The 24,155-nt window shown below is 36.6% G+C and carries 22 protein-coding genes and 1 tRNA gene; 10 read left to right on the plus strand and 13 right to left on the minus strand.

The window, feature by feature from the left end; all coding sequences use genetic code 11:
• Nucleotides 1-59: 59 nt before the first annotated feature.
• From nuoD to AC3WV0_RS07945, 5 genes are all read right to left on the minus strand, one after another.
• Nucleotides 60-1,283 (minus strand): NADH dehydrogenase (quinone) subunit D, encoded by a 1,224-nt coding sequence (gene nuoD / locus AC3WV0_RS07925; protein WP_090000173.1) that lies wholly within the window; start codon nt 1,281-1,283, stop codon nt 60-62.
• A gap of 67 nt (nt 1,284-1,350) precedes the next feature.
• The gene (locus AC3WV0_RS07930; RefSeq protein ID WP_090000436.1) at nt 1,351-1,845 is read right to left on the minus strand and encodes an NADH-quinone oxidoreductase subunit C; all 495 of its coding nucleotides are present in this window, start codon (nt 1,843-1,845) and stop codon (nt 1,351-1,353) included.
• 5 nt (nt 1,846-1,850) lie between these two features.
• Entirely contained in the window at nt 1,851-2,411 is a 561-nt protein-coding gene (locus AC3WV0_RS07935; protein WP_047397471.1) for an NADH-quinone oxidoreductase subunit B, read from the minus strand.
• A gap of 102 nt (nt 2,412-2,513) precedes the next feature.
• A complete protein-coding gene (locus tag AC3WV0_RS07940) occupies nt 2,514-2,885 on the minus strand; it encodes an NADH-quinone oxidoreductase subunit A (protein WP_027380112.1) in 372 nt (123 codons plus the stop codon).
• Nucleotides 2,886-3,221: 336 nt separating this feature from the next.
• Complete coding sequence (locus tag AC3WV0_RS07945; RefSeq protein WP_488845492.1) at nt 3,222-4,349, minus strand: GNAT family N-acetyltransferase; 1,128 nt, start codon at nt 4,347-4,349, stop codon at nt 3,222-3,224.
• A gap of 104 nt (nt 4,350-4,453) precedes the next feature.
• Between AC3WV0_RS07945 and AC3WV0_RS07950 the strand changes: the two genes are divergently transcribed.
• A complete protein-coding gene (locus tag AC3WV0_RS07950) occupies nt 4,454-5,164 on the plus strand; it encodes a zinc metallopeptidase (RefSeq protein ID WP_488845494.1) in 711 nt (236 codons plus the stop codon).
• Here AC3WV0_RS07950 and AC3WV0_RS07955 read toward each other — a convergent pair.
• The 4 genes from AC3WV0_RS07955 to AC3WV0_RS07970 form a co-directional block, all read right to left on the minus strand.
• Nucleotides 5,161-5,763, minus strand: a complete 603-nt coding sequence (locus tag AC3WV0_RS07955) for an IMPACT family protein (RefSeq protein WP_488845496.1) — start codon at nt 5,761-5,763, stop codon at nt 5,161-5,163. The two genes, AC3WV0_RS07950 and AC3WV0_RS07955, sit on opposite strands and share 4 nt — an antisense overlap.
• A 115-nt stretch (nt 5,764-5,878) precedes the next feature.
• Nucleotides 5,879-6,907 carry a bifunctional diaminohydroxyphosphoribosylaminopyrimidine deaminase/5-amino-6-(5-phosphoribosylamino)uracil reductase RibD gene (ribD, locus tag AC3WV0_RS07960; RefSeq protein WP_488845497.1) on the minus strand — a complete coding sequence of 343 codons (1,029 nt, stop codon included), beginning with the start codon at nt 6,905-6,907 and terminating at the stop codon, nt 5,879-5,881.
• A gap of 60 nt (nt 6,908-6,967) precedes the next feature.
• Entirely contained in the window at nt 6,968-8,773 is a 1,806-nt protein-coding gene (locus tag AC3WV0_RS07965) for a DUF349 domain-containing protein (protein ID WP_488845499.1), read from the minus strand.
• Between the two features lie 75 nt (nt 8,774-8,848).
• A complete protein-coding gene (locus AC3WV0_RS07970; RefSeq protein ID WP_488845501.1) occupies nt 8,849-9,586 on the minus strand; it encodes a shikimate dehydrogenase family protein in 738 nt (245 codons plus the stop codon).
• A gap of 39 nt (nt 9,587-9,625) precedes the next feature.
• Here AC3WV0_RS07970 and AC3WV0_RS07975 point away from each other — a divergent pair, with 39 nt between their 5' ends.
• Entirely contained in the window at nt 9,626-10,012 is a 387-nt protein-coding gene (locus AC3WV0_RS07975) for a transposase (RefSeq protein WP_488845503.1), read from the plus strand.
• Between the two features lie 173 nt (nt 10,013-10,185).
• Here AC3WV0_RS07975 and AC3WV0_RS07980 read toward each other — a convergent pair whose 3' ends face one another.
• The 3 genes from AC3WV0_RS07980 to rbfA are packed head-to-tail and all read right to left on the minus strand — an operon-like array spanning nt 10,186 to nt 13,598.
• Nucleotides 10,186-11,979: an endonuclease gene (locus AC3WV0_RS07980; protein ID WP_488845505.1), complete on the minus strand. Its 1,794-nt coding sequence runs from the start codon at nt 11,977-11,979 to the stop codon at nt 10,186-10,188.
• 50 nt (nt 11,980-12,029) lie between these two features.
• Nucleotides 12,030-13,235 (minus strand): ABC transporter permease, encoded by a 1,206-nt coding sequence (locus tag AC3WV0_RS07985; RefSeq protein WP_488845506.1) that lies wholly within the window; start codon nt 13,233-13,235, stop codon nt 12,030-12,032.
• Between the two features lie 3 nt (nt 13,236-13,238).
• Nucleotides 13,239-13,598, minus strand: a complete 360-nt coding sequence (rbfA, locus tag AC3WV0_RS07990) for a 30S ribosome-binding factor RbfA (RefSeq protein WP_090000182.1) — start codon at nt 13,596-13,598, stop codon at nt 13,239-13,241.
• Nucleotides 13,599-13,688: 90 nt separating this feature from the next.
• On the opposite strand from rbfA, the gene mce reads away from it, so the two are divergent.
• The 5 genes from mce to AC3WV0_RS08015 all read left to right on the plus strand — a co-directional run bounded on the left by mce (nt 13,689) and on the right by AC3WV0_RS08015 (nt 19,695).
• On the plus strand, nt 13,689-14,087 hold the full coding sequence (gene mce, locus AC3WV0_RS07995; protein WP_488845509.1) for a methylmalonyl-CoA epimerase: 399 nt from the start codon (nt 13,689-13,691) through the stop codon (nt 14,085-14,087).
• A 61-nt stretch (nt 14,088-14,148) separates the two neighbouring features.
• Nucleotides 14,149-14,222 (plus strand) — tRNA-Ile (locus tag AC3WV0_RS08000).
• Between the two features lie 173 nt (nt 14,223-14,395).
• Entirely contained in the window at nt 14,396-14,890 is a 495-nt protein-coding gene (locus AC3WV0_RS08005; RefSeq protein ID WP_488845511.1) for a hypothetical protein, read from the plus strand.
• 427 nt (nt 14,891-15,317) lie between these two features.
• Nucleotides 15,318-16,427, plus strand: coding sequence for a hypothetical protein (locus AC3WV0_RS08010; protein ID WP_488845513.1), 1,110 nt, complete (start codon nt 15,318-15,320; stop codon nt 16,425-16,427).
• Between the two features lie 307 nt (nt 16,428-16,734).
• Nucleotides 16,735-19,695, plus strand: coding sequence for a DUF2135 domain-containing protein (locus AC3WV0_RS08015; RefSeq protein WP_488845515.1), 2,961 nt, complete (start codon nt 16,735-16,737; stop codon nt 19,693-19,695).
• Between the two features lie 668 nt (nt 19,696-20,363).
• Here the strand turns inward: AC3WV0_RS08015 and AC3WV0_RS08020 are convergent.
• Nucleotides 20,364-20,867: a hypothetical protein gene (locus AC3WV0_RS08020; RefSeq protein ID WP_488845517.1), complete on the minus strand. Its 504-nt coding sequence runs from the start codon at nt 20,865-20,867 to the stop codon at nt 20,364-20,366.
• 281 nt (nt 20,868-21,148) lie between these two features.
• On the opposite strand from AC3WV0_RS08020, the gene AC3WV0_RS08025 reads away from it, so the two are divergent.
• The 3 genes from AC3WV0_RS08025 to AC3WV0_RS08035 all read left to right on the plus strand — a co-directional run bounded on the left by AC3WV0_RS08025 (nt 21,149) and on the right by AC3WV0_RS08035 (nt 24,027).
• A complete protein-coding gene (locus AC3WV0_RS08025; protein ID WP_488845519.1) occupies nt 21,149-21,706 on the plus strand; it encodes a dual specificity protein phosphatase family protein in 558 nt (185 codons plus the stop codon).
• A gap of 601 nt (nt 21,707-22,307) precedes the next feature.
• Entirely contained in the window at nt 22,308-23,018 is a 711-nt protein-coding gene (gene deoD, locus AC3WV0_RS08030) for a purine-nucleoside phosphorylase (protein WP_488845521.1), read from the plus strand.
• 370 nt (nt 23,019-23,388) lie between these two features.
• Nucleotides 23,389-24,027 carry a hypothetical protein gene (locus AC3WV0_RS08035; RefSeq protein WP_488845523.1) on the plus strand — a complete coding sequence of 213 codons (639 nt, stop codon included), beginning with the start codon at nt 23,389-23,391 and terminating at the stop codon, nt 24,025-24,027.
• Nucleotides 24,028-24,155: the final 128 nt, after the last annotated feature.

The raw sequence follows: 24,155 nt of genomic DNA on the forward strand, positions 1-24,155 counted from the left end.
TCTTGAACACTTACTTTAGATTAATTTTAAAATCTTTAATCTAAAATTTATAATTTCAGTTATGCGTCTAATTCTCCTGCAATAATATTCATACTACACATGGTCACGATCGCATCAGAAATTACAGAACCTGTAATCATCTCCGGATACGCCTGATAATAGATAAAACATGGTCTTCTGAAGTGCAGCCTGTAAGGGCTTCTTCCACCATCGCTCACCAGATAGAATCCTAATTCTCCGTTTCCACCTTCTACCGCGTGGTAAACTTCACCTTTCGGCACATCCGTTTCTCCCATTACGATCTTAAAATGGTAAATCAATGCTTCCATTTTTTGATAAACATCAGCCTTTTCAGGAAGATAAAAATCAGGAACATCCGCATGGAACGGCCCTTCAGGAAGATTTTCGTATGCTTGTTTGATGATTTTGATTGATTCCCAGATTTCCTGCTGACGGACCATGAAACGGTCGTAAGTATCTCCAGATGTCCCCACTGGAATAATGAAGTCGAAATCCTGGTAAGAAGAATAAGGCTGTGCAACTCTCACGTCATAATCTACACCTGTTGCACGTAAGTTCGGACCTGTGAAACCATAGCTTAATGCTCTTTCTGCAGAAATAGCTCCTGCTCCGATGGTTCTGTCCATGAAAATTCTGTTTCTTTCCAATAAAGTACAGAATTCTTTAAATCTTGGCGGGAACGTTTTAAGGAAATCCTTAATCAACTCATGGAATTTTGGAGTGAAATCTCTTTCAAAGCCTCCGATTCTTCCCATATTGGTCGTCATTCTCGCTCCGCAGATCTGCTCATACATATCATAAATACGTTCTCTTTCGATGAACATATAAGTAAGGCCGGTAATTGCTCCAGAGTCCATTCCCGTCACACCGTTACAGATCAGGTGGTCACCGATTCTTGCTAATTCCATTAAAATGACACGCATGTAGTCTACACGCTTTGGAACTTCAACGCCGATTAGCTTCTCCACAGTCATGTGCCAACCTAAATTGTTGATAGGCGCAGAACAGTAATTCATACGGTCGGTAAGGGTAGTGATCTGAGCGTAGTTTCTTCTCTCGGAAATTTTCTCAAATGCTCTGTGGATGTATCCCACGGTTTGCTCGGCGTGAAGGATTCTTTCTCCGTCCATCGTTAAGATATTCTGGAAAATCCCGTGCGTTGCAGGGTGAGTAGGCCCTAAATTGAGGGTGTATAACTGTCCGTCAATTTGCTCCTTACTGTCGTACTGGTTTAGTATATTAGATAATGAGTTATCTTTCATAATATATAATTGATAATCGATAAGCGATAATTGATCATTAATCAATCATCATTAATCATTTATATTTTTATCTTCCGAACATTGCATCGTCCTTATCGGTTCTGGTTCCGTCTTCCAGACGATATTCCTTCAACATGGGGTGGTATCCAAGATCTTCCATATTTAAAATAGGTCTCAGATCAGGATGACCTTTAAATTTAATTCCGAAGAAATCATAGGTTTCTCTTTCCATCCAGTTGGCTCCGGCATATAATTCTACTAAAGAATCAACTTCGATATTTTCTCTGGACATAAAGATTTTCAGACGCAATCTGAAATTCGTCATCATATTGTGAAGATGATAAACTACTCCGATTTCTTTTTCAGGAAACTCAGGATAATGAATCCCACAAACATCTGTCAGGAAATTGATTTCTAATGATGAATCTTTGAGGTAATGAACGATTTTCTTCAGATCTTCCTTCTTTACTTCGATGGTCAACATTCCGTAAGGCTCTGAACTAGAGATTACAGATTCCGGAAATTCTCTTGTGATTGCTTCTAATACAAATTCGTTTGTCATTTCCATTAATTACTAATGTTGTAAGAATCTAATAATTTCTGGTATTCAGGCATGTCTCTTCTTCTGATGCTTTCGCTTTCAGCCAAAGCCTGAACCTGCATTACACCTTCTATGATCTGCTCTGGTCTCGGAGGGCATCCCGGAACGTAAACATCTACAGGGATAATTTTATCGATACCCTGTAATACAGAATAGGTATCAAAAATACCACCGCTGGAAGCACAGGCTCCAACTGCTACCACCCATTTCGGCTCTGCCATCTGAGTGTAAACTTCTTTTAGGACAGGTCCTAATTTTTTAGATATAGTTCCGCAAACCATTAACATATCTGCCTGTCTCGGTGAGAAAGAGTTTCTTTCCATACCAAATCTTGAAGCATCATACGTTGGGTTTAAGGTCGCCATAAACTCGATACCACAACAAGAGGTTGCAAAAGGTAGCGGCCAAAGAGAAAACTTTCTTGCCATCCCGATTACACTGCTCAGTTTCGTTGCGAAAAACCCTTCTCCTTCAAATCCTTCCGGAGCAGGTGCATCTGTTCTTATTACTGGTTTGTTATCTGACATTTTTTTGATTTAAGATTTACTTTTTAGATTGAAAATCAGTGTTAATGTTAGTTTTACAAAGATTTTTACTGTCTAAAATTCTTATTTAAATTTTCTATTTCGTTATTTATCCCAGTCCAGAGCGCCACGTTTCCAGACATAGAAAAATGCCATGAAAAAAATCGCCACGAATGTGAGTACTGCCAGGAATCCTTCCATTCCGAATTCTCTGAAGTTTACAGCATAGGGATAAAAAAATACGATTTCAATATCGAATAGTACGAATAATACCGCAGTCAAAAAATATTTAATGGAAAACGGTGTTCTTGCATTTCCTTCTACCGGGACTCCACACTCCCAGCTTTGGTTTTTTACAGAGTTTCCTTTTTTCTGTTTAGGACCTAAAAAATGCGCTCCAAGCAAAGAAATGGCTACGAACCCTATCGCAACACCTGCTTGTATAAGGATTGGAATATAACTTTCAGGTAAATTCATTTTTGCATTATTATCTCAATTTGCAAATTTAGCGAATAAACAAGAAAGCATGAAATTTATCGGGTTAAAAGTCGCTTCAAAATGAAGAAAACTGATAATTTAGAATGAATAAAAATAGCGCTATTTCTTCATTTTTTTAAGAAGAGAAAATGCCATAAAAGAAATGTATGCAAACAATACACTTGCGTAAATAATATTGACGGCAGTATCCGTTCTGTCGTTCCCTGACTGCAGAAAAATATTGAATATAATAAATCCTGCAATTAAAATTCCGAATATAATGAGATGAGTTTTCATAGATCAAGACAAATAAGTCTACTTTTTTAAGATTAAAAATTATCTGATGTCTAAAGAATACGTACGTCTTCTTTTGTGATTTACAGGATGGTAATCCTGCCACAGCAGTTGAATGCTTTTATTTTCCTCAAGCTCCGGATTTGTTTCCAGATATTTTACTCCTTTTTTATTGAAAATATCCCAGATTTCTTTAAAAATAATTGATGTTACACCGCGTCTTTGGTAATCCGGGTGAATGCCTATAAGATAAAAATTGGCCCTGTCATTTTTTTTGCCTGCCTGTAAAAAGTGCCACCAGCCAAACGGGAATAATTTACCTTTTGATTTTTGCAGCGCTTTGGAATAGGAAGGCATCGTAATCGCAAAAGAAACAAGATTGTTGTCAGCATCGGCAATACAGATAATGAAATCTTTATCGATCAGTTTAAAATACTTTTCTTTATAAGTTTTTCTCTGTTCGTCTGATATTGGAGTGTAAGTAGATAAATGCTTATACGTTTCGTCGAGGAGGTCGAACATGGCGTCAACGTATTGCAGGATTTCTTCTTTTGATTTAAATCTTAAAACTTTAAGTTTGTATTTTTGAGAAATAAGCTCGTTAAATTTATAAATTTTTTCCGGTAAAGAATCTGGGAACATGATTTCAAATTCTACCCATTCTTTTTCTTTTGTCAGACCTAAATTTTCAAGATGTTTCGGGTAGTATTCATGGTTGTAAATTCCGATCATCGTTGCCAGTTTGTCAAAACCGAGTGTCAGCATTCCTGCTTTGTCCAGATTGGTGAAGCCCATCGGCCCTTCTATTTTGTCGATATTTTTTCCTTTTGCATATTCTATAGCTGTATCGATCAATGCTTTTGACACCTCGGTATCGTCAATGAAATCAATCCATCCAAAACGTACTTTTTTTATTCCAAGCTCTCGCTCTTCCTTGTGATTGATCATTACCGCAATTCTTCCTACGATTTTATGATCTTTGTATGCCAGAAACTGTTTCGCTTCAGAGTATTGCAGCGCCGGATTTTCTTTCGGATTCCAAATGTTGAGTTCATCATTAATAAATGATGGTACAAAATACGGATTGTCTTTGTACAGATCCATAGGAAATCTTACGAATAGCTTCAACTCATCCGTTGTTTTTACTTCAATTACTGAAACTTTAGACATAGTTTTGAAAGGCAAATTAATCAGCAAATATAACCAATTAAATGTAATACTTTGGCACAGTTTTTACATCATAACGGGTGAAAATATATTGTAAAGTTAATAAAATGATAGGTTATTATATAATCATTGGAATTTCCATGCTTGTAAGCTGGTGGGTTTCCTCCAGGTTGAAGTCGAAATTTGAATATTACTCAAAGGTGCACCTTCGGAATGGGCTTTCCGGGAAAGAGGTGGCGGAAAAGATGCTGAGAGATAACGGAATACATGATGTCCAGGTGATATCAGTTCCGGGGCAATTGACAGATCATTACAACCCTGAAAATAAAACGGTAAATCTTTCTGAAGCGGTTTATATGCAGAGAAATGCAGCGGCAGCGGCAGTTGCTGCGCATGAATGCGGACATGCTGTACAGCATAAGGTGGGATATTCTATGCTGCAATTAAGATCTAAACTGGTGCCTGTTGTGCAGATCAGTTCGAATTTAATGCAGTTTGTTATTATTGCAGGTATTATGATTATGGTGGCTACACAATCCATTGAAAATCCTACCGGAAACAGATTGGTTTTGGCAATAGGAGTAATCATGTTTGCTTTCACGACTCTTTTTGCATTTATAACGCTTCCTGTAGAATACGATGCCAGCAACAGAGCTATGAAATGGCTGCGTGATACCGGCACTGTGACCACTGAAGAATATGTAGGCGTAAAAGATAGCCTGAAATGGGCGGCAAGAACATATGTGATTGCTGCAATAGGCTCTCTCGCACAGCTTTTATACTGGCTATCACTCCTTATGGGAGGCAGAAGAGATTAATTCTTAAAATTAAAGTTTATATACTGCATCTCGGACAATTTGTCTGAGATGTTTTCTTTTTGTGACAATTTTAGAGATGCTGTGACAACACATTGCTCATCAGCATCAAAATTAATGACTTTTGCATCATATTTTGAAAGGAGTGTAAAAATGAGATTCTGCTGATTAAAGTTAAACTGAATTTCAACCACAGTTTCCAGTTCCTTAGTAATAATATTGGCTTCCTCGAGGGTGATCTTTGCCGATTCTTTGTAGGCTTTTACCAATCCTGAAACGCCAAGCTTTGTTCCTCCATAATATCGTACGGAAATTACAAGAATATTTGTTATTTCGTGAGCAAGTAACTGATTGTAAATAGGTAATCCCGCACTTCCTGAAGGCTCGCCGTCGTCATTAGCACGGTAGTTTTCTCCATTCAGTCCCATTCTGAAGGCATAACAATGATGGGTGGCCTTCGGATGTTCGGCGCGTATTTTTTCCAATGCATTCTTCAGTTCGTCTTCATTATTCACCGGAAAAGCAAAACCAATGAACTTGCTTCCTTTTTCTTTTAATAAAGTATTTTCAACCGGGTATTCTATTGTTTTAAAATTGAACATATTTAATTGTAGGAAAATGATCTGCTCGAATTATTGAATTATTACTCAAAGGTAAAATTTTTGAAAGAATATCTAAAAAACAGGAAAAATGTGTTAAGCTTTGATTATTAAACTATTAAGGATTCAATGTGTGAAATTCAACAATATTGTCTCTGAATAATTCATTCCTGACGGGCTTATGATGGGAAATGATTGGTGCTTTTGTCCCTTTTTCAAGCTTAAGATTTTCATTTTTAATAATAATGGCCTCATCCCATAAATTCGCATCAATGAAATGTTGCAGCGTAAATTTGCCGCCCTCAATGATCAACGATTGAATCTGTTCTTTATATAAAACATTCATCAGGTCCTGAAGAAAATTTTCTTTATTAATTTTAATGAAATAAATATGATCCTGAATCTCTTCTTTTGTAGCATTAATGACAATTGTCTTCGCCTTAGTATTGTAAATATTAAAATCCGCAGGGACCTTCAGATCGAAATCGACTAATATTCTTACCGAATTTATCCCTTCTACATTTCTTACCGTGAGGCTGGGATTATCATTCAGCGCAGTTTGTGTTCCTACAAGAATGGCGTGTTCATCGGCTCTCAACTGATGAACAAACTGATTGACCAAAGAATTTGAAATTGAAAACGGTTTGAAATCCTTATCTATAAATCCATCACCGGACTGCGCCCACTTCAGAATAATATAAGGTCTTTTCTTTTCATGAAAGGTAAAAAATCTTTTGTTAAGCGCTACACATTCTTTTTCAAGAACTCCTGAAATTACTTCTATTCCTGCATCCTGAATGATTTTTTTGCCCTTTCCGTTTACTTTGTCATGAGAATCCATCGCTCCGATAACGACTCTTTTAAATCCCAGTTCTTTTATTTTCAAAGCGCACGGAGGGGTTTTCCCGTAATGGGCACAGGGTTCCAAAGAAACGTAGATTGTTGATTCCGGAATGAGAGATTTGTCTTCAACGGAATTAATAGCATTGATTTCCGCATGATTTTCACCGGCTTTATGATGATAGCCTTCACCAATAATTTTATCATGATGTACAATTACACTTCCTACCAGTGGATTCGGATATGTTTTCCCTATCGCCTTACTGGCAAGCTCAATACATCTTTTAATATAAAATTCGTCTTGCATATTGAATGAAAAAAGCGAAGACAAATTGCTTTGCTCCGCTTTATTAATTTTTAATTTATATTATTCTCCGGCAATAATGCTGTGAAGATTTTGTCTTAAAGTTTCTAAATGAGCCTTTTTCTCATCAATTGAGTCAAATGTTTCCTTTAGTAAAGGATTTTCTCTTGACGGATTTTTAAAGAAAGAAAGGTTATTTTCTAATTTTACGATTTCCGCTTCAAGATCAGAGATCTGGCTTTTCATCTTTCTTGCTTTATCGGTTAGCTGATTTTCAGACAACCCTTCTTCTTTAAGCTCCAGCTCATTGATTTTGTTTAATTTAAGCTTTTCTCTTAATGTTTTGTTGAATTCCGTATTGATTGAAATCTTATCTCTCGGAACTTTTCCGATATTATTCCAGGCTGTTTTTATAGCTTCAATTCTTTCGATGCTTCCTTCTTCATTGGTAACCGTTTTCAACTCGTCAAGCAGAACTTTCTTATTTTTATAATTTTCTTTCCAGTTATCGGTAGAAGCGTTGCTTTTTTCTCTGTAATTATTAAAGAATGCGTTGCAGGCATCACGGAATTCGTCCCAGATTTTATTGGTCATACTTTTCGGAACGTGTCCGATCTTCTTCCAGTCTTCCTGTAGCTTTTTAAATAAAGGAACAGCAATGTCCCATTCTTCATTGTTCTGATTGTCTTTAGCCGTCTGGATCAGTTTTAATTTTTCCTCAAGGTTGGCTTGTTGAGAACCTTTTAAGGATTTATAATAAGAATTCTTTGTTGTGTTGAAAGCTCTTAATGTAGTTTTAAAATCATTCCAGTTCTGATTAGACAGTTTTCTTGGAACACTACCTGTTTTCAGGAATTCTGATCTTAGCTCTTCAACCCTTTTGATCGCATTCTGCCAATAGTTGTGGTTTGGATTTTCAGATGGTTCTGAAAGCTTTTTTATTTCAGCAATAATCTGATTTTTCTTCTCAAGATTTTCATTTTGCTCTGTTTCAATTGCTGCGGAAAGCTCAGATTTTCTTTCATGAATCTTATTGGAAATTTCCTTGAATTCTTCCCAGGTCTTTTCACGGAATTCTTCTGCTACCGGCTCTGCTTCCTCTTTCCAGAGCTTATGAAGATACTGCAGCTCGTTAAGCGCTTTCTGAATGACAGGCTCATGTTCAAGTTGTTTTGCCCTTTCGATGATATGCTGTCTTTTTTCAAGATTGTGGCTGTATTCCTGCTCAAGAAATTCTTTGTTGAGATCCAGCATCTGGTAAAACTGGTTCAGATGATGGAAATAATTATTGTTGAGAATTTTAAATTCAGATTTTGCAACCTGACCGGCATTGGACCAGTCTTCTTTAATTTCTCTGATTGATTTGAAAAGATTGGTTCCCGGTTCGGAGTTCGTGTAAAGATTTTTAAGTCTTTCAATAATATTCTGACGATGCTCAAGATTCTTTTTCTGTTCTTCTTCCTGGCCTTTTTGGTAAGCATCATGCTTTTCTCTGAAAATGTTTACCAAAGCTGAAAATTTTGCCTGAGACGGATGCTCATAACTGAAATTTTCAGGTGCATTTCCTGCATCTGTATATTCGTGCTTTTTATCTTCTACTTCATCGTGGATATAATGACTTGCTTTTTCTTTGAGCTGATTGAATTTTTTGAAATCCTCACCAGCATTAGGAGCATTGATGATTTTTTCCATTTCCTTCAAAGCATCAGCCAGAGAGATGTCTACTTCTTCGGGTTCTTCATCATGTTCATTTTCTTCGTTTTGAACGTGATCATCCTGAGGTACAACATTTTCTGAAGTTTCCTCCAAAGATTTAGGATTAGAATTTTTGTTTTCCTCGTTTTCAGAAAGATTGTTTTCTGTAATCATAGCAAATCGTTTATTGTGAGTGGCATTAATATCCTCTAAATATATAGCAAAAAGCTAATATAGCACTAATTTATGTTATTTTTTTTGAAAGTTCCAAATTTCCCAGGCTTTTTCTGCCTGCTGTTCCAGCATATAATATCCGTTCACCGTTTTGGCCCCTTTTGCTGATGCTTTGATAATAAATTGGGTGTAATTCGGATTGTAAATTAAATCAATGATCAAATGTTCTTTCGTAATACCGTCGAAAGGAAATTCAAGGCAATCATCCACGTTAGGGAACGTTCCTACAGGAGTACACTGAATGATTATTTTGTGATCTTCAACAGTTTTCTCGTCCAGATTTTCATAATTGATTTCTGTTTTTCTGGAAACAGTAACTGAAGGAATATTATTTTTATCCAGAATATATTTTACAGCTTTTGCAGCTCCGCCATTTCCTAAAATTATTGCTGAATTCTGATAAGGCTTTTTATGAAGAAGTAAAGTTTTTTCAAATCCGAAAGCGTCTGTGTTGTAACCTGTTTTCTTTCCGTTTTCAATTAAAACGCAGTTTACTGCACCAATTATCTTGGCTTCATCACTGAGGTCATCCAGATAATCGATGATTTTTTCTTTATAAGGAATAGTCACATTAAATCCTAAAAGCTCCGGAACGGAAAATAGGTTATTCACTTCCTCAATTTCATTTAAATCAAAAATATTATATGAATAGCCTTTCAGCATCAGTTTCTGAAATTTATCCTCAAAGAATTTCTTAGAGAAAGAATACGATATGTTTCTTCCGATCAGGCCTAATTTTTTGTTGGAATCCATACGATAAAATTAAAAAAAAGACCGGACAAAAGCTAACAGATGTACGGAAAATTTTCGGAACTTTATTCCAGGGCCGAAATCGAAAAATATAACTTAATACCCTCGGCAGTAGAGATTTTTACGGAACAAAAGTATTCGCCAGAAGACAATGCTCTTGCTGAGGCTATTTTGAAGCAGATAAAAAAAGAAGAACACCACGATAATATTTATATCATAGACCGGGGCTTACAATCCACCAGAACCATAAAAGAATTTGAAGAAAAAGATCTAAAATTTATTGTTCGCTCCAAAGAAAACAGAAAATTTGAAGAGATCGAATCTTTTCTTAAACCGGAAAGTCCAGTAGAATGGGATGGCTGGAAAGTTATTAAAGACAGTAAGGTAAAACTGTACACCGGAAAACCTATCTGGAAGCAAACGACTTAGGATACAAAACGGCAAAGAGACGCATTACCATGGAACTTTGCAATATGATTACTGCCATTCTAATCCTTTTTGCAGGTGGTGACCCTGCCAAGGTTTTCAAAACATAAAAATGGTCGGAATTTCTTCCGACCATAACTAGACAAAAGCCGGCCTTTATAAAAATATTTTAAGATTTAATCGACAATGAATTTTACTGAATATGAATCTGCTCTAAGGATATAATTTCCTTTTGAAAGTCCCTTAAGATTTATTTTATTTGAATGTTTAAAAGGATTTTCAATGGTTTCGATTAATTTTCCTGAAAAATCATAGATCTGTGCTTTTGAAATTTTATTAAGATTTTCACCCTTTACAAATAGCTCATTGTTTTTTACGGGATTAGGATAGATGGAAAAGTTGTCTTTATTTTTAGAATTTTCAGCAGTTCCAAGTACCCCGGCGCACGTCCAGCTTACATCATCAATGGCTACTCTGTTTGAAGAAACAGGATTGATGAGTTTAATGGTTGCATTTCCTGTGACATTAATATTATTGATAGTGAATGTTCCTACCGCTGAGCTGTAAGGAATGGTTCCCACCTGAATTCCGTTTACTTCAACGATTAATGCACTGTTCGATCCTGAAAATTTTAACTGTGTGGTAACCGTCAGACTTTGAACTCCAGTCGAAATTGCTGAGCTCAACAAATATCCTTCTCTGATGGTAATGGCTTTTCCGTTAATAGTCTGATCTGTTCTTGCATCAGTTGCATTCCAGGTAATACCGTTGCTAGTCCATGTTCTGGTTGTGTAATTATTTGCGCTTGCAGGAATGTTGGTGAAATTTTCTGTTCCACAAACGGTTCCTGTCTGACCACTTGAAAGAGTTGTTTCTGTAACTGCGTTACTTTGTGCTGAAGGGTTTCCACTTGTATCTTTAGCAATCACATAAAAGTTGTAAGTTGTTGAAGGCATCAACCCATACACTATGGTAGTAGTTCCTGTCACTGTTGTGTTTAAAACACCATCCTTATAAACATCATAAGCAGCAACACCCAGATTGTCTGTAGAAGCTGTCCAGCTTAGAGAAATTGAATTTGTTGTAGGGTTACTTGCTGCCAAATTGGTGGGTGCTGTTGGTGCTTCCGTATCTATAACGGGAGTTCCCCAAATTTCATTAACATACTCGGGGTGATCAATATATGGATTCCTGTTTCCCTGATAGGCGTAAGATGCATTGTTTCTGGCAATTTCTGTCTGTGAAACCGGATCTAAAGTATTCCAGATCAAGAGTTGATTAAGTTCCCACGTCTGTAATCCGGGGAAAGCAGAACCTCCCAACATATTCCCTGTAGAAAATCCGGAAAGCTGAGATTCATATCTTGTTATAAAATAAAAAATCATTCTTGCTACATCTCCTTTAAAAGCATCGATGGGTTCGAAAACAATTCCTGAATATCCTGGCGATACAGAATTTCCTACTTTTGACCCATTCTGAGACGTGAACGTTGAATTTCCCACAATTCCGAATGGATAGTTTGATCTCATCCCATTTACTTTTCCGTCGGTCGGTCTGATGAAATGAATATCTGAAACCATGGGTGCAGTACTGTTGAAAAGACTTTGTGGAACAATGTGTTCCCTGTTGTAGCAATCTCCCTCTACACCATAAGTTCCGCACTGATTTGTAAAATAAGTGAATGTATAAGGATCGGATCCGTTAGGATTTTCAGAATACATATCCAGAATGGTTCCGTCATTTTCGTAGCCGGGAATTCCTGCGATATTATCGCGGTCTGTTGTTTCATAGCCTGTCCACAGCCCTCCATAACCGTGATCTACATGTCCGCTTGTGATGATCTGGCTCAGTTTGGTTTTCAATGCGGCTCCTGAAAGACCGATAGTGCCATCATAATATCCGGTAGGGATTTGAGCAAATGCATGAATAAATGCAAAACTCATTAATAATGAGAATAATGTACGTTTCATTTTTTTTAAATTTGGTCGGTAAAAGTAAAAAAAAATTGTACTTGTGAATATTAATTTTTGGTAATGTAGTCTTTGCCGATTTTAGAGAATATCCATGAAATACCAATGCCAAAGATAGCTGCAGTAAAGGAAACGATCAGATAATTTTTACCCACAATTTTAATAGGAAAAGGTAAAACGTCATTCGCTTTAAAGAACTCTGTATATTGCTGAAAATAGCAGAGAGCAGTCCCGATGATCAATCCTGAAATAATTCCCAGAACGACAATAAGAATTCCTGTGTAAAAATAAATTTGTCGCAGATGGCTTAAAGGAAGTCCTAGCGATATTAAAGACTTTGCCTGTTGCTTTTTATCAATCTGTAAGATAATGATCGCACCAGCCAGATTAAAAGTTGTTATAAATATAACCAGAGCAAAAATTAAATAAATAAACAGCTTTTCGGTATTAATCATTTTCCAGAAAGCGGCATTTTCCTCTTCTTTGGTTTTGATTTCAACGTTTTTTCCCAGTGAAGAAAGAAGCTGTTGCTTTACCGTGTTTGAATTGTCAGGATTTTTAAGCTTGATAACAATCTGATAAGCCGAATGTTTAGGAAGGTTTAATAATTCTTCGGTAAGCTCAATGGGTGAAATGATATAATTATCCAACTGATCTTTTCCCGGAAAAATCCCTGTTACGAGGATGTCTTTTTTATTATAAATATCTTCTTCTTTATTAATGATTCCTGTTCCTGGCTTGGGCATGAAAATAGTGGCATATCCTGAATCCGAAGATACCGGAATAGAAAGTCTGTTATCCAGCGAATTTTCCATCAAAACCTCATTAGAATATTTGAAGCCCGGGTAAGATCCGTAGAAAATATCTTTGTCAATGGGGTTTACTTTCGTGTAGGCAGAATCAACACCTCGCAGGTAAGCGATGTCGCCTTTGCCATTGTAACTAATGTAGACTTTTTCTTCAATCAGTCTTGAAAAATTGCTGATTTCCTTATTGTTTTTCAGAATCGAATTGATTTTATCAAAATCTTTCAGTGTCTTTCCTGAAGAGCTTTTAATGGTAAGATCAGCATGAAGGTTGGAAATCAGCTCTTTGTTGAGATCTTCCAGCCCTGAAAAAACGGAGATAATGACAAACATTGCAGTGACGGCAACCGTCATGGCTCCCACGGCCAGCCACGTAATGAACGTAACGGCAGTACTGCCTTTTTTTGCTAAAAGGTATCTCGAAGCGATATAAAATGCAATGTTTTTCAATTTTTACAGAATAGGATTATCACCTTCGCCTCTTAGCTCACGGTCTAATTTTTCAACATCATCGAGAGTAGTGTCCAGATAAAAATTAAGGTTAGGAATTACACGTACCTGCTTTGCCATTTTCTGGCCGATAAAATTTCTGTACTGTGCTTTGTTTTCCTCAATTTCCTTCATCACAGCTGCGCGGAATTCCTGCGGAAATATGCTTAAATAAATTTTAGCAATACCAAGATCTGCGGTCACTTTCACATCGGAAACCGATACTAAAATACTTTGTCTGCTTTCTGCAGCCTGCTTGCGGAAAAGTTCTGCGAAATCTTCCTGTATAATCTGTGCTACTTTTCGTTGTCTGTTACTCTCCATAAGTGGTGCAAATTTAGTACTTTTGTTTGAATTGATCCTTTGAAAATTTGAAGCTTTATCAAATTTACAATTTAATTAGATAAAATATTTATGAAATTAGAACATATCGGTATCGCCGTAAAATCTTTAGGAATTTCCGATGAGCTTTTCACAAAACTTTTAGGAAAAGAATCATACAAAAAAGAATCTGTAGAAAGAGAAGGTGTCACGACTTCCTTCTATGCTGCGGGAGAGAGTAAAATTGAGCTCTTGGAGGCGAGCAAAGAAGAAAGCCCGGTTTCAAAATTTATTTATAAGAAAGGTGAGGGGATTCATCATCTGGCTTTCGGGGTGGAAAATATTATAAAAGAAATTGAAAGATTAAAAAAAGAAGGATTTGAATTTATTTCTGAAGAGCCGAAGGAAGGAGCTGATAATAAATTAATTGTCTTTCTTCATCCTAAATCTACCAATGGAGTACTGGTAGAACTTTGTCAAGAAAAGCAATAAAAAATTTTGTAGTGCGAGAAATTTTGTTATTTTTGCAGTCACAAAATTTAACCAATTTTGCGGTCCTATAGCTCAGTTGGTTAGAGCACCTGACTCATAATCAGGTGGTCCTTGGTTCGAGCCCAAGTGGGACCACGCTAAAATCAGAGAGTTACAACGTTTTCGTTTGTAGCTCTTTTTTATTTGCACATAATTTGCAAGTAAATTTTGGCTTATAATACCCTAAAATGGGTTGTTTTAATTTTTCGTAAGTTTTCTGCTTTACAATAAAAGCAAGCAAAAATAATGTATATAGTTTTACCAATATTATGTCAAATAATTACTCCTTTAGAAAGTATGAAAAAAAAGATTCTAAACTAGCAGTGCAAAATTTAATAAATACTCCATACTATTTTGAAGAAAATGATGCAGAAGATTTTGTGAATGAACAGATTGAGTCTGTTGACAGATTATATTGCGTGGAAGTAAATAACAATATCTGTTTAATTGGAGGATATAAATTAGAAATTAAAAAAAATAAAGAAGTAGCTTATATTGAATTATTATACGAGTTTTTTGAATACAAACACTTGCGTGATTACTATGAGGTTTTCTTTGTAAATCAAATAATAAATTATATCAGAACAGATAGAATTTTAATAAAATGTAGTGCTGAAAACTACCATAGATACCTGAACAACGGATTTAAAATTATTCGTCATAAAAAAGATTATAGATGGCATGAATCATATAAGGCTGACTTATACTTGATGGAATTAGATCGAAACTCCGTAAAAAATTTTATTGACAATGTGCGGAGTTGAAAAGCAGATTTTTATTCCGCTGATTTTATAGAATTATTATGTATCAAGACACAGTTTTGCGACTCATGCGGTTTAGAGAATCTTCTATTGCAGGCGATATCACAAATGCTGGGACATAGCAGTCTGACCATCACTCAAATCTTTCTGAAGTCTCTTCTCAATAATGTTATGGATGAGTATATGATGAAAATGCAGATAAAATAAAATCCCTGCAAAAAATGTAGAGCTAAATGGATTTGTATTAAAGCTCTGAGATATTTAAACTGCTATTCCCATTAAGCGATATGTCTGTCTGTATTTTTATTACTGTTATTCAGTATGTTGAAGGTGAAATATTAAAATAAATTTGAGTAAGTTGAGATCTGTAAATAATGCAAAAGTTTTAATTTTTAACTTTATCCATAATTGCTAATTTTTTTAAAAAACAATGAACGAAGAAAAAAAAACAGATTACCACCAATTTTGTGAGCAATGGACAAAAGAACTCATGGAAAACCCTGCCGTACAGGATTACTGCAAGGTGTATCAAAAATATTCAATAGAAAGTTTCTGTAATGCCTATGCTAACATGAAAGCATCCGGTTTGAAATGGGGAGAAATGTACCAAAAATTAAATGAGCAAAAACAAAACGAATGGATTGATGCCGCATTCGAACACCTCTCCATTATACAACAAAAAAAGCTTTTTGATGCACAATGTCTTTGGAGGGCCGAGCAACTGGAAATAAAAGAAGTAGAAATCAGTTTTGACTTTAGAGCATGGGAAGAAGATATACTCAATTGTTCTTTTATACCTCCAATTACCCGACAGGAGGTAGACTGGTATTGCCAATACCTCTCACAAAACAATGTGGAGCCTGAACAAGACTGGTTGCAGGACTGGCAGAATTATGATGAAATAAAAGAAGCTTATGAAACCGATAACGAAAACCGAAACTTTCCCGAATGGTATGATTTTCATAACGGGAAAACAGGAAATGGAGTCCTTCTTACTCTTCCCGATATTCGGGGTAAAAAAGAGAAATTTTATCAAAATTTATGTATTGAAGATTCCCGGAAGCATTCCCCTCCTAATTCCTATGTAAAAGATCCGGAATTAGAAAAGCCCTACATGAATATTTTTGATACCAGCTTACATATAGCTTTAGCACAGCTTATAGAGGATAAACAGACCAGTAAACTCATAACAGAATACTTAAAAGGAACCGAACATCATCGTACTTATGAAAATGAAAGAGCAGATGAGAATCTGCAATATCTGTCCGAGATAAAAGATGAATTAATTCCCATAGAAGCCCATAACGACTATCGCGTCGCTTTAAACAGAGCAGTAGAAAGTTACAGATCAAAAAAGATCATAGAGCATTTACCCTTGGCTTTCCAAAAATATAAGGCGACCCATCAGTTAGGAATTTCACTCGGTACAGAAAGAGAAAAGCAACAATTTAAAATTTATATGGATATTGGAAAAAATTGGAAAGAAGCAATCCTGAAAGGCAGAGAACTGAACGGTGAACCAAAAGATTTTGATTTCTGAGCGGGGTTGATATTAAAAATTCTATAATAAATACAGGCTTCGGTGGCAATATAAGTTTGCTTGGAAGATTTTAGTCATAATACTTAATCTGTTTAAAAAAAAAAACTCTCCTTTAAAAAAAGAAGAGTTCTCAAAATAAAATAAGCTGCAAAAAGTGGATGACTAATTATTCAAAGTTAGAGACAACAGGCTTTTTCGCTTTATGACAGTACTCATAATCTCTCAATGAATTTAGCATTAATATAAATTTCCAACCTTTTTTCGTTTTCATGCATCTATATCTGTAGAACAATGAAATACAAAATCTATGAAAAGGCTGTATATACAAATTCTTTTATTTTTGCCGGTTTTCTTCCTTACCCAGATTCCAAAGATTGAAATAGCCAATGGTAAAGGAGGATATAAAAATAGTGATCAGGTTATCCTTCAGAAATTACAGATTGAGACAAAAATCGTAGGGAAAATTTCTACCAATACCATCACGATGGTGTTAAAGAACAATTCCGGGCGTCTGAGAGAGGGGCGGGTTACCTTTCCGCTTCCGGAAGGAATCAGCGCAAGCGGTTATGCACTCGATATTAACGGAAAACTTAGAAATGCGGTTCCGGTAGAAAAAGAAAAAGCCAAGGAGGTTTATGAAACCATTAAAAAAAGAAATGTTGATCCCGGTGTGCTGGAAAAAGTGGAAGGAAATAATTTCCGGACAACGGTATATCCCATCGCTCCGAACGGAGGCGAAAGAACCCTGCAGATTACCTATCATGATGAACTAAAGAAATCCGGGAATGTTTATCAATACTTTTTGCCGCTAAATTATACGCAGCAAATTCCGGAATTTATCATTAAAACGACAGTCTTTCAGAATACGGAAACTCCCATACTGGAAGAAAAACCGGATGGAGAATATAATTTTGTACAAAAGGGGAATGTTTGGACCGCAGAAATCCATAAAATCAATTACAGACCAGGAAATAATCTGAAGATCAATTTTCCGCAACGTGAAGGCAGTCAGAACATTCTGATGCAGCCGGCTTCCGGTAATTCTTCGTATTTTCTGGCCAATCTGAATGTGCTTCCGAATGAAAGAGCCAAAAAGCTGCCCAATCAGCTTGCTGTGGTTTGGGATAATTCCTTGAGCGGCAAGAACCGCGACCATACCAAAGAATTTATACTGCTGGATGAATATTTTAAAGCCAATACAAATGTTACCGTAAAAACATATTTCATCAGCAATACATTCGATAAAGGAAAAACATTTAAAATAACAGATGGAAACTGGAATGAACTCAAATCTTATTTATCAAAAATTTCTTACGATGGGGGAACTGATTTCGGAGAATTAAAACCATTGCAAGAAGACGAAATCCTGTTCTTTACAGACGGAATATCATCTTTTGGCGAAATGAAAATAATTTGGAATAAGCCCACTTATACCATCTCATCATCCAACACGGCCAATTTTAATCAGTTGAAGTACATCAGCAACAAAACAAAGGGAGGATTTTTAAATTTAAATGAGAGTGATCCCAAAAAAGAAGTGAGAAAACTACTTTTTAAACCGCTGAAGTTCTTAGGAATTGAAAGTAATTCAGCCGTTTCTGAAATATATCCCTCAATGTCTCAAACCATTTCACAGGATTTTGTGCTGACCGGAATTTTAAATGGAAATCAGACAAGCCTTAAAGCAAAATTCGGTTATGGGAATGAAGTCACCGAAACCAGGATTATTACTTTAAATGCACAGGAGCAAGCTGTGAAAGATTGGGAAATCTCAGCGTTCTGGGCACAGAAAAAGCTTAACGAACTGGAAATCTTTTCAAAGCAAAATAAAGACGAAATTAAAAACCTGAGCCAGCAGTTCGGCCTGGTCAGCAGCAACATGAGCTTGATGGTTCTCGAAAATGTTGAAGACTATGTACGATATGATATCACGCCGCCATTGGAGCTTAAAACACAGTTTGATGCGATGGTTAAAAACAACAGGACTGCCAAAGAGGCAAGGCTGAAAGATCTGATGGAGCAAGCCGAAATAATGACTGAAAACCTGAAGGCATGGTGGAAAAAAGAATATACCCCAAAACCAAAACGATATCCTACGCCTACATCGGTTTCAAGAAGTGATACGGCAAGAGAAAATGATCTTGAAGAAGTAGTGGTAACCGGGCTTGGACAAGCGAAGACATCAGCAGTTTCTGAAAGAAGACGCGAGGCACAAATGAGTCTAAAGGAAATGACTTATATCGCATCAAATACACCTCAGGCACTTCAAGGAAGAGTTGCAGGAATTCAGGTCGGATACAGAAATGAATATTCAAACAGCGCTGCGCTCATCAATCCCGGAAGAATCACCACCATTCAGGTAGAATCGAAAGCGGAATATATGAAGCTCTTCAGCGGGAAAAATGATCCTGGAACCATTTATGGCATCTATCTTCAAAACAGAAAAGAATATGAGAACCTTCCTCAATATTACTTCGATGTTGCACAGCTTTTATTTAAAAATAATGACAAGAAACTTGGACTGAAAGTATTGAGCGCTATTGCAGACCTTGATCTGGAGAATGAAGAACTCTATAAATTATTAGCCTATAAACTAAAGCAGGCGGAAGTGTATGACAAAGAGCTTTTCGCAGCTCAGAAAGTGTTGGAATGGAGGCCTTTTGATCCTCAAAGTTACAGGGACGTTGCACTGGCTTTTGAAGACAACGGAAATTACCAGGCTGCTCTTTATAATCTGTATAAAGTGCTTACCCAATCTTATACAAAAGAGCTGGCCGATCGCGACAACGGAATTGAAGAAATTATTATCATGGAAATCAATCAGCTTATCGCAAATCATGGAAAACAATTGAATCTTAACAATATCAATCCAAAAATCATGGCAGATCTTCCGGTAAACATCCGCGTTGTGATCAACTGGAACAAAGATGATACGGATATCGATCTCTGGGTAACCGATCCCAACAATGAACGCTGCTATTATTCAAATAAGGAAACAGAAATCGGGGGCAGATTAAGTGACGATTTTACCAGAGGCTTCGGCCCCGAACAGTTTCTCCTGAAAAAAGCACTGAAAGGAAAATATAAGATCCAGACCAATTTCTTTGGGGAAAGACAGGTAGGAATTGCTGGTCCGACAGCCATTATGGCGGAAATTTACATCAATTATGCGACCGGTAAACAGGAAAGAAAAATAGTAGTGTTCCAGAATCAAAAAGAAAACGGAAGAAATGAGGATGGTATTCTCATTGGTGAGTTCGAATTTTAATTAACAATATTCGAAAATTGATGATTACACACAATAAATTAAAGATGATGGTGTTAATATAATGATCAATGTGTAAGAAGAAGTTTGAGTTGAGGTGTCTGCAGCAATGCAGGCACTTTTTTATTGTAATAATATTTTCAGTAGGAACGGGCTTCAGCCCGTTTTTTATAAGTCAAACTCGTTTGGCTTTAGCCAAAACCTAAATTCAGATTTACATAAAAGCACCGCTGGCGCGAGCGTCCCGCTCGTGTCCTTTAAAAACAAACTTACCGTTCCCAACCCCTCCCGACACGTCCCGAACGTATCGCGACACGTTCCGGACCGGTCCAGACACGTTCTGTAAGGGTTCCGACACGTTGTATAACCCCTTTCGACACGTTCGTTACCTCTCCGGCGGGGTTATCGACGTCTCCAACGGGGTCTTGGACGTCTCAGAACACGTTATACAACGTCTCCGGACCCGTGAAAGACGTCTCGCGATGGGTAAAGAACGCCGCCGGACCCATAAAAGACGTCACCGGAGCCCTAAAAGACGTCGCTGGACCCGTGAAAGACGTATCGCAACCCATAACAACGTCTCCCGACCATCCAAACACATGTCGGGAGAAGTAAACGTTAGTTAAGAGTATAAAAATACCCCTCCGTTTTAATCGAAGGGGTATTTAATATTATTTTTTCTCTTTATTTTCTTTGGTTGACGAATCGGATTCGGGTGGAGTAGGTTTGGCGAAGAACTGTTTCAGATCTCTAAACTTGTCTTCGAATCCCACTGCCGCAGTTCCTGCTCTGTAAGCTGTGAAAGAATAGTCATCCAGTGCATATTGATAATTATCAAAATCATGGAGAGTTTTAGCGTTGTTCAGCCTTGTAATGATGCTTTCAAGCCTGCTGATCATTCCTTCCATATGGTTTCGGGAAGTGTAATCCCTTTCAAATTCGGCCCAGTCGACATCAGGAGAGCTGAGGTTTGGCTGATTTTGAAAGTAGTCGTGAACTTTGTTGACGAACAGCTTGTTTTGTTCATTGATGCTGCCATATTTTTTACGGTCAGCCGCAGAAAGATTGATTGTAATTTCAGCAAGTGCACTTTCAAGTAATGCAATGGCATCCTGTGCCGCAGTAATCTTTGTACTGCTCAAATGGGTGGAGTTCAAATTTGTTAATCCCATCATTTTTGATTTTATGTTAATACTAATTGATATAAAACCTTGTGTTTTTTTTAAGAGAAACGAAAATAAGAAAATTTTTAAAAGAAAAAAAATGAAAGCAAATTACAGCATGACCGGGACGCAGCTAAGCAAATAAATTCTCAGGAATGTATAGAGGGCGTAGATATTACAATCAACAGTATATTTTTGTTCTCTTCTTAAAAAAAAGATTGTAGATTCGCACGATCGAATTGTATTTCAAAGAGATTATGAATCTGAGTTTTAAAAATAATATTGTTAAAAGAATGATAATTTCATTAGTGATCTTAGCGGTGCTGATTCTTGCATTTGTATTATATCAGAAAAAAGTGCGTTATAATCTCGTTACGATATCAGAAAACAAGGTCTATAATTCGGGCGCTGTTCCTCCGGAAAAATTGGCGGATTTCGTAAGCGATCACAAAATAAAAACCATTGTCGATTTACGCGACGGCCTGGTACAGACCGCTTTAAATCCGGAAACAAAAAAGCAGGTAAATGCCGAAGAATTTGCAGCGGATAAAATTGCAGGTCTCCATTATTATAACTTACCCACCGACCAGATCCCTCAGGACAGCACGGTACAGAAGTTTTTGAAAATCATGGATGATCCGGGAAATTATCCTGTTCTTATTCATTGTCATCACGGGGTTGGGCGTTCCCGCTTGTTCAGTTCTATTTACAGAATCGAATACGAAAACTTCACCAACGAAAAAGCCAGGGAAAATGCCCGTTTGTTTTGGGAATTCGGGACCAATTTTTCAAAAAACTCGGAGAAAGGCATCTATCTTACCCACTATAAGAAAAGAAAAGTGAAGCAGTAAATCTTAATTTGCTTAACCAGATAAATGAAGTAAGGTCTTTTTAAATTTACCTGAAAAATAAGTTCCCGCAGATCTTGGTAATTACGCAGATCTGAAAAAAAATCTGTACAATCCGCTCAATCTGCGAAAGCATCTTCACAACAAAAGCGATTCCGCATAAAAAATAACGACTCCCTCGAAAAATATATTCTTGATATTTCCCCACAGGAAATTACATAATACTTAATTTGCTTAATCAAATAAACTTTGTTTATTCTTAGATTTCAACATTAAGATATTAAGTTCTTCTTAAGCCAAAAAAGGAATCAATCCTTAATTCCTTAATGTTTAAAACTTAAAAGTCTTCGTTGCCGAAGCCGCAAAAAATATTTTCTTGTTATCTTGCCTTACAGGAAAATTACAGACCAAGCAATCATTATGCTTAATTAACTTAACCCAATAAACTTTGTTTATCTTAAATTTCAACATTAAGATATTAAGTTTCTTAAGCAAAAAAATAAGACAGACTCCTTAATTCCTTAATGTTAAAACTTAAAAGTTTTCGTTGCCGGAGCCGCAAAAAATATTTTCTTGTTATCTTTGTCACACTGAAAATAAAGTTATGAGTATTCACATTAGTGCAAACAAAGGAGATATTGCCAAAGTCGTATTGCAGCCGGGAGATCCACTTCGTGCACAATTTATCGCCGAAAAATATCTTGAACATGCCGAACTGGTAAGCAAAACGAGAGGTATTTTCTATTATACAGGATTATATAAAGGAAAAGAAATCACCGTTGGCGCCAGTGGAATGGGCTTTCCGAGCATTGGGATCTATTCTTTTGAATTATTCACAGAATATGACGTAGACACGATCATCAGAATTGGAACCTGTGGTGCCTACAGTACCGACCTGAAGCTTTTTGATATTTTAAATGTTGAAAACGCAGCCAGTGAAAGTACCTATGCCAAATATGCCTGGGAAATAGAAGATGAAATACTTCCACACCAGGGAAATATCTATGATACTATTAACAAGACAGCAGAAGAACTTTCGTTAAAGACAAAAGCCATCAATGTTCACAGCAGCGATATTTTCTACAGGAAAGATCCTGCGGTACCTGCAATCGCGACAAAATACAACTGCCCCGCGGTAGAAATGGAAGCCTTCGGATTATTTGCCAATGCGAAACATTTAGGCAAAAATGCAGCGACGGTTCTTACCGTTACCGATATCATCCCAACGCATGAAAAGATCTCTGCCGACGAAAGGGAAAGAGCGTTGAAACCGATGATGGAGCTGGCACTGGAATCTGCTTGGAAAAGTTTTTAAGACATAGCCGTCGTTACATAAAAATATAAACACACAAGAGCTTTACGGATTAGGTAAAGCTCTTTTTGTATTAGAAAATCAATTAATCTCAATTTGGAGGTAGGGGAAGTTTGTAATATCAATAGGAATGGGCTTTAACCCATTTAATGAATAAAAAACCATACAGGCTTTAGTCGAAACCTATTATAAGTTTCGGCTAAAGCCTTTATTTGTTCATTATTTGAAATGTCGGGCTAATGCCCGACGCTATTGCAATATAATGCTATCGCTAACTCAGGTGATATTCGTTGAGATAGATTTATTAAAATAATAAACCAATCAGCATTAAAAAGTTTTATTCTCAAAGAAATAATTCTATTTTTGTTACATCATGAAAGCCCAATCGCCGTTTTTAGACACTTTATTTCTGCTTCGACAAGAAGAATGCATCACTATTTTCACAGAACTTCAGGAAATTTCCCGGAAAGAAGAAAATGATGCCGCCGAATATCTGGAAACCGAATTTGAAAAAGAACGGCTGGAGTTTTTATCCGATACCATCAGCTATGACAAAGAAGCTGCAATCTGGGCTGCAAAAATTCTGTATCACAGTGCCCAGCTGTATTTAATAAGAGAAAATACGGCAAAGGATTTAAACAAATTAATTCCGCCTTTCAATGGAAAGAGAGATGTTTCAGCCATCTTATCTGCAGATTTATCCTTAAGATTTGTACCGCAGATCATTCTGGCTTTGCAACAGGCCGATCCCGAAGATCGTTTGATTAAATTACTGGAAAATATTTTAATACGCTTCCATTATTCAGCAGTCGGATTTGATCTCGAACTGGGAAACATCAGCTGGGAAGAAGAATTAAAAGACAACACCTACCGAAAGCTATATCTGGAAAGAATCTTCGAAAAGAAATCCTATCAGCTCGCTGAAATTCCTTATATCAACAACTTGTTGGTGGCAGAATTTGGTTTACATAAAGATGTGTTTTGGAGAGAATTAAAAATAATGAATAATTAAAAAAATAATAAAAAACGGCTGTGGATTTTGAATTTTTGTATTTCGAAAATAAGTGGAACGCCTTTGTTTACCTTGTTTTCAAATGGTTAAATTAATTCCTTGTTTTTCTTTGCGCTTTAATTATCGCA

The organism is Chryseobacterium sp. 27AL (assembly GCF_057815395.1).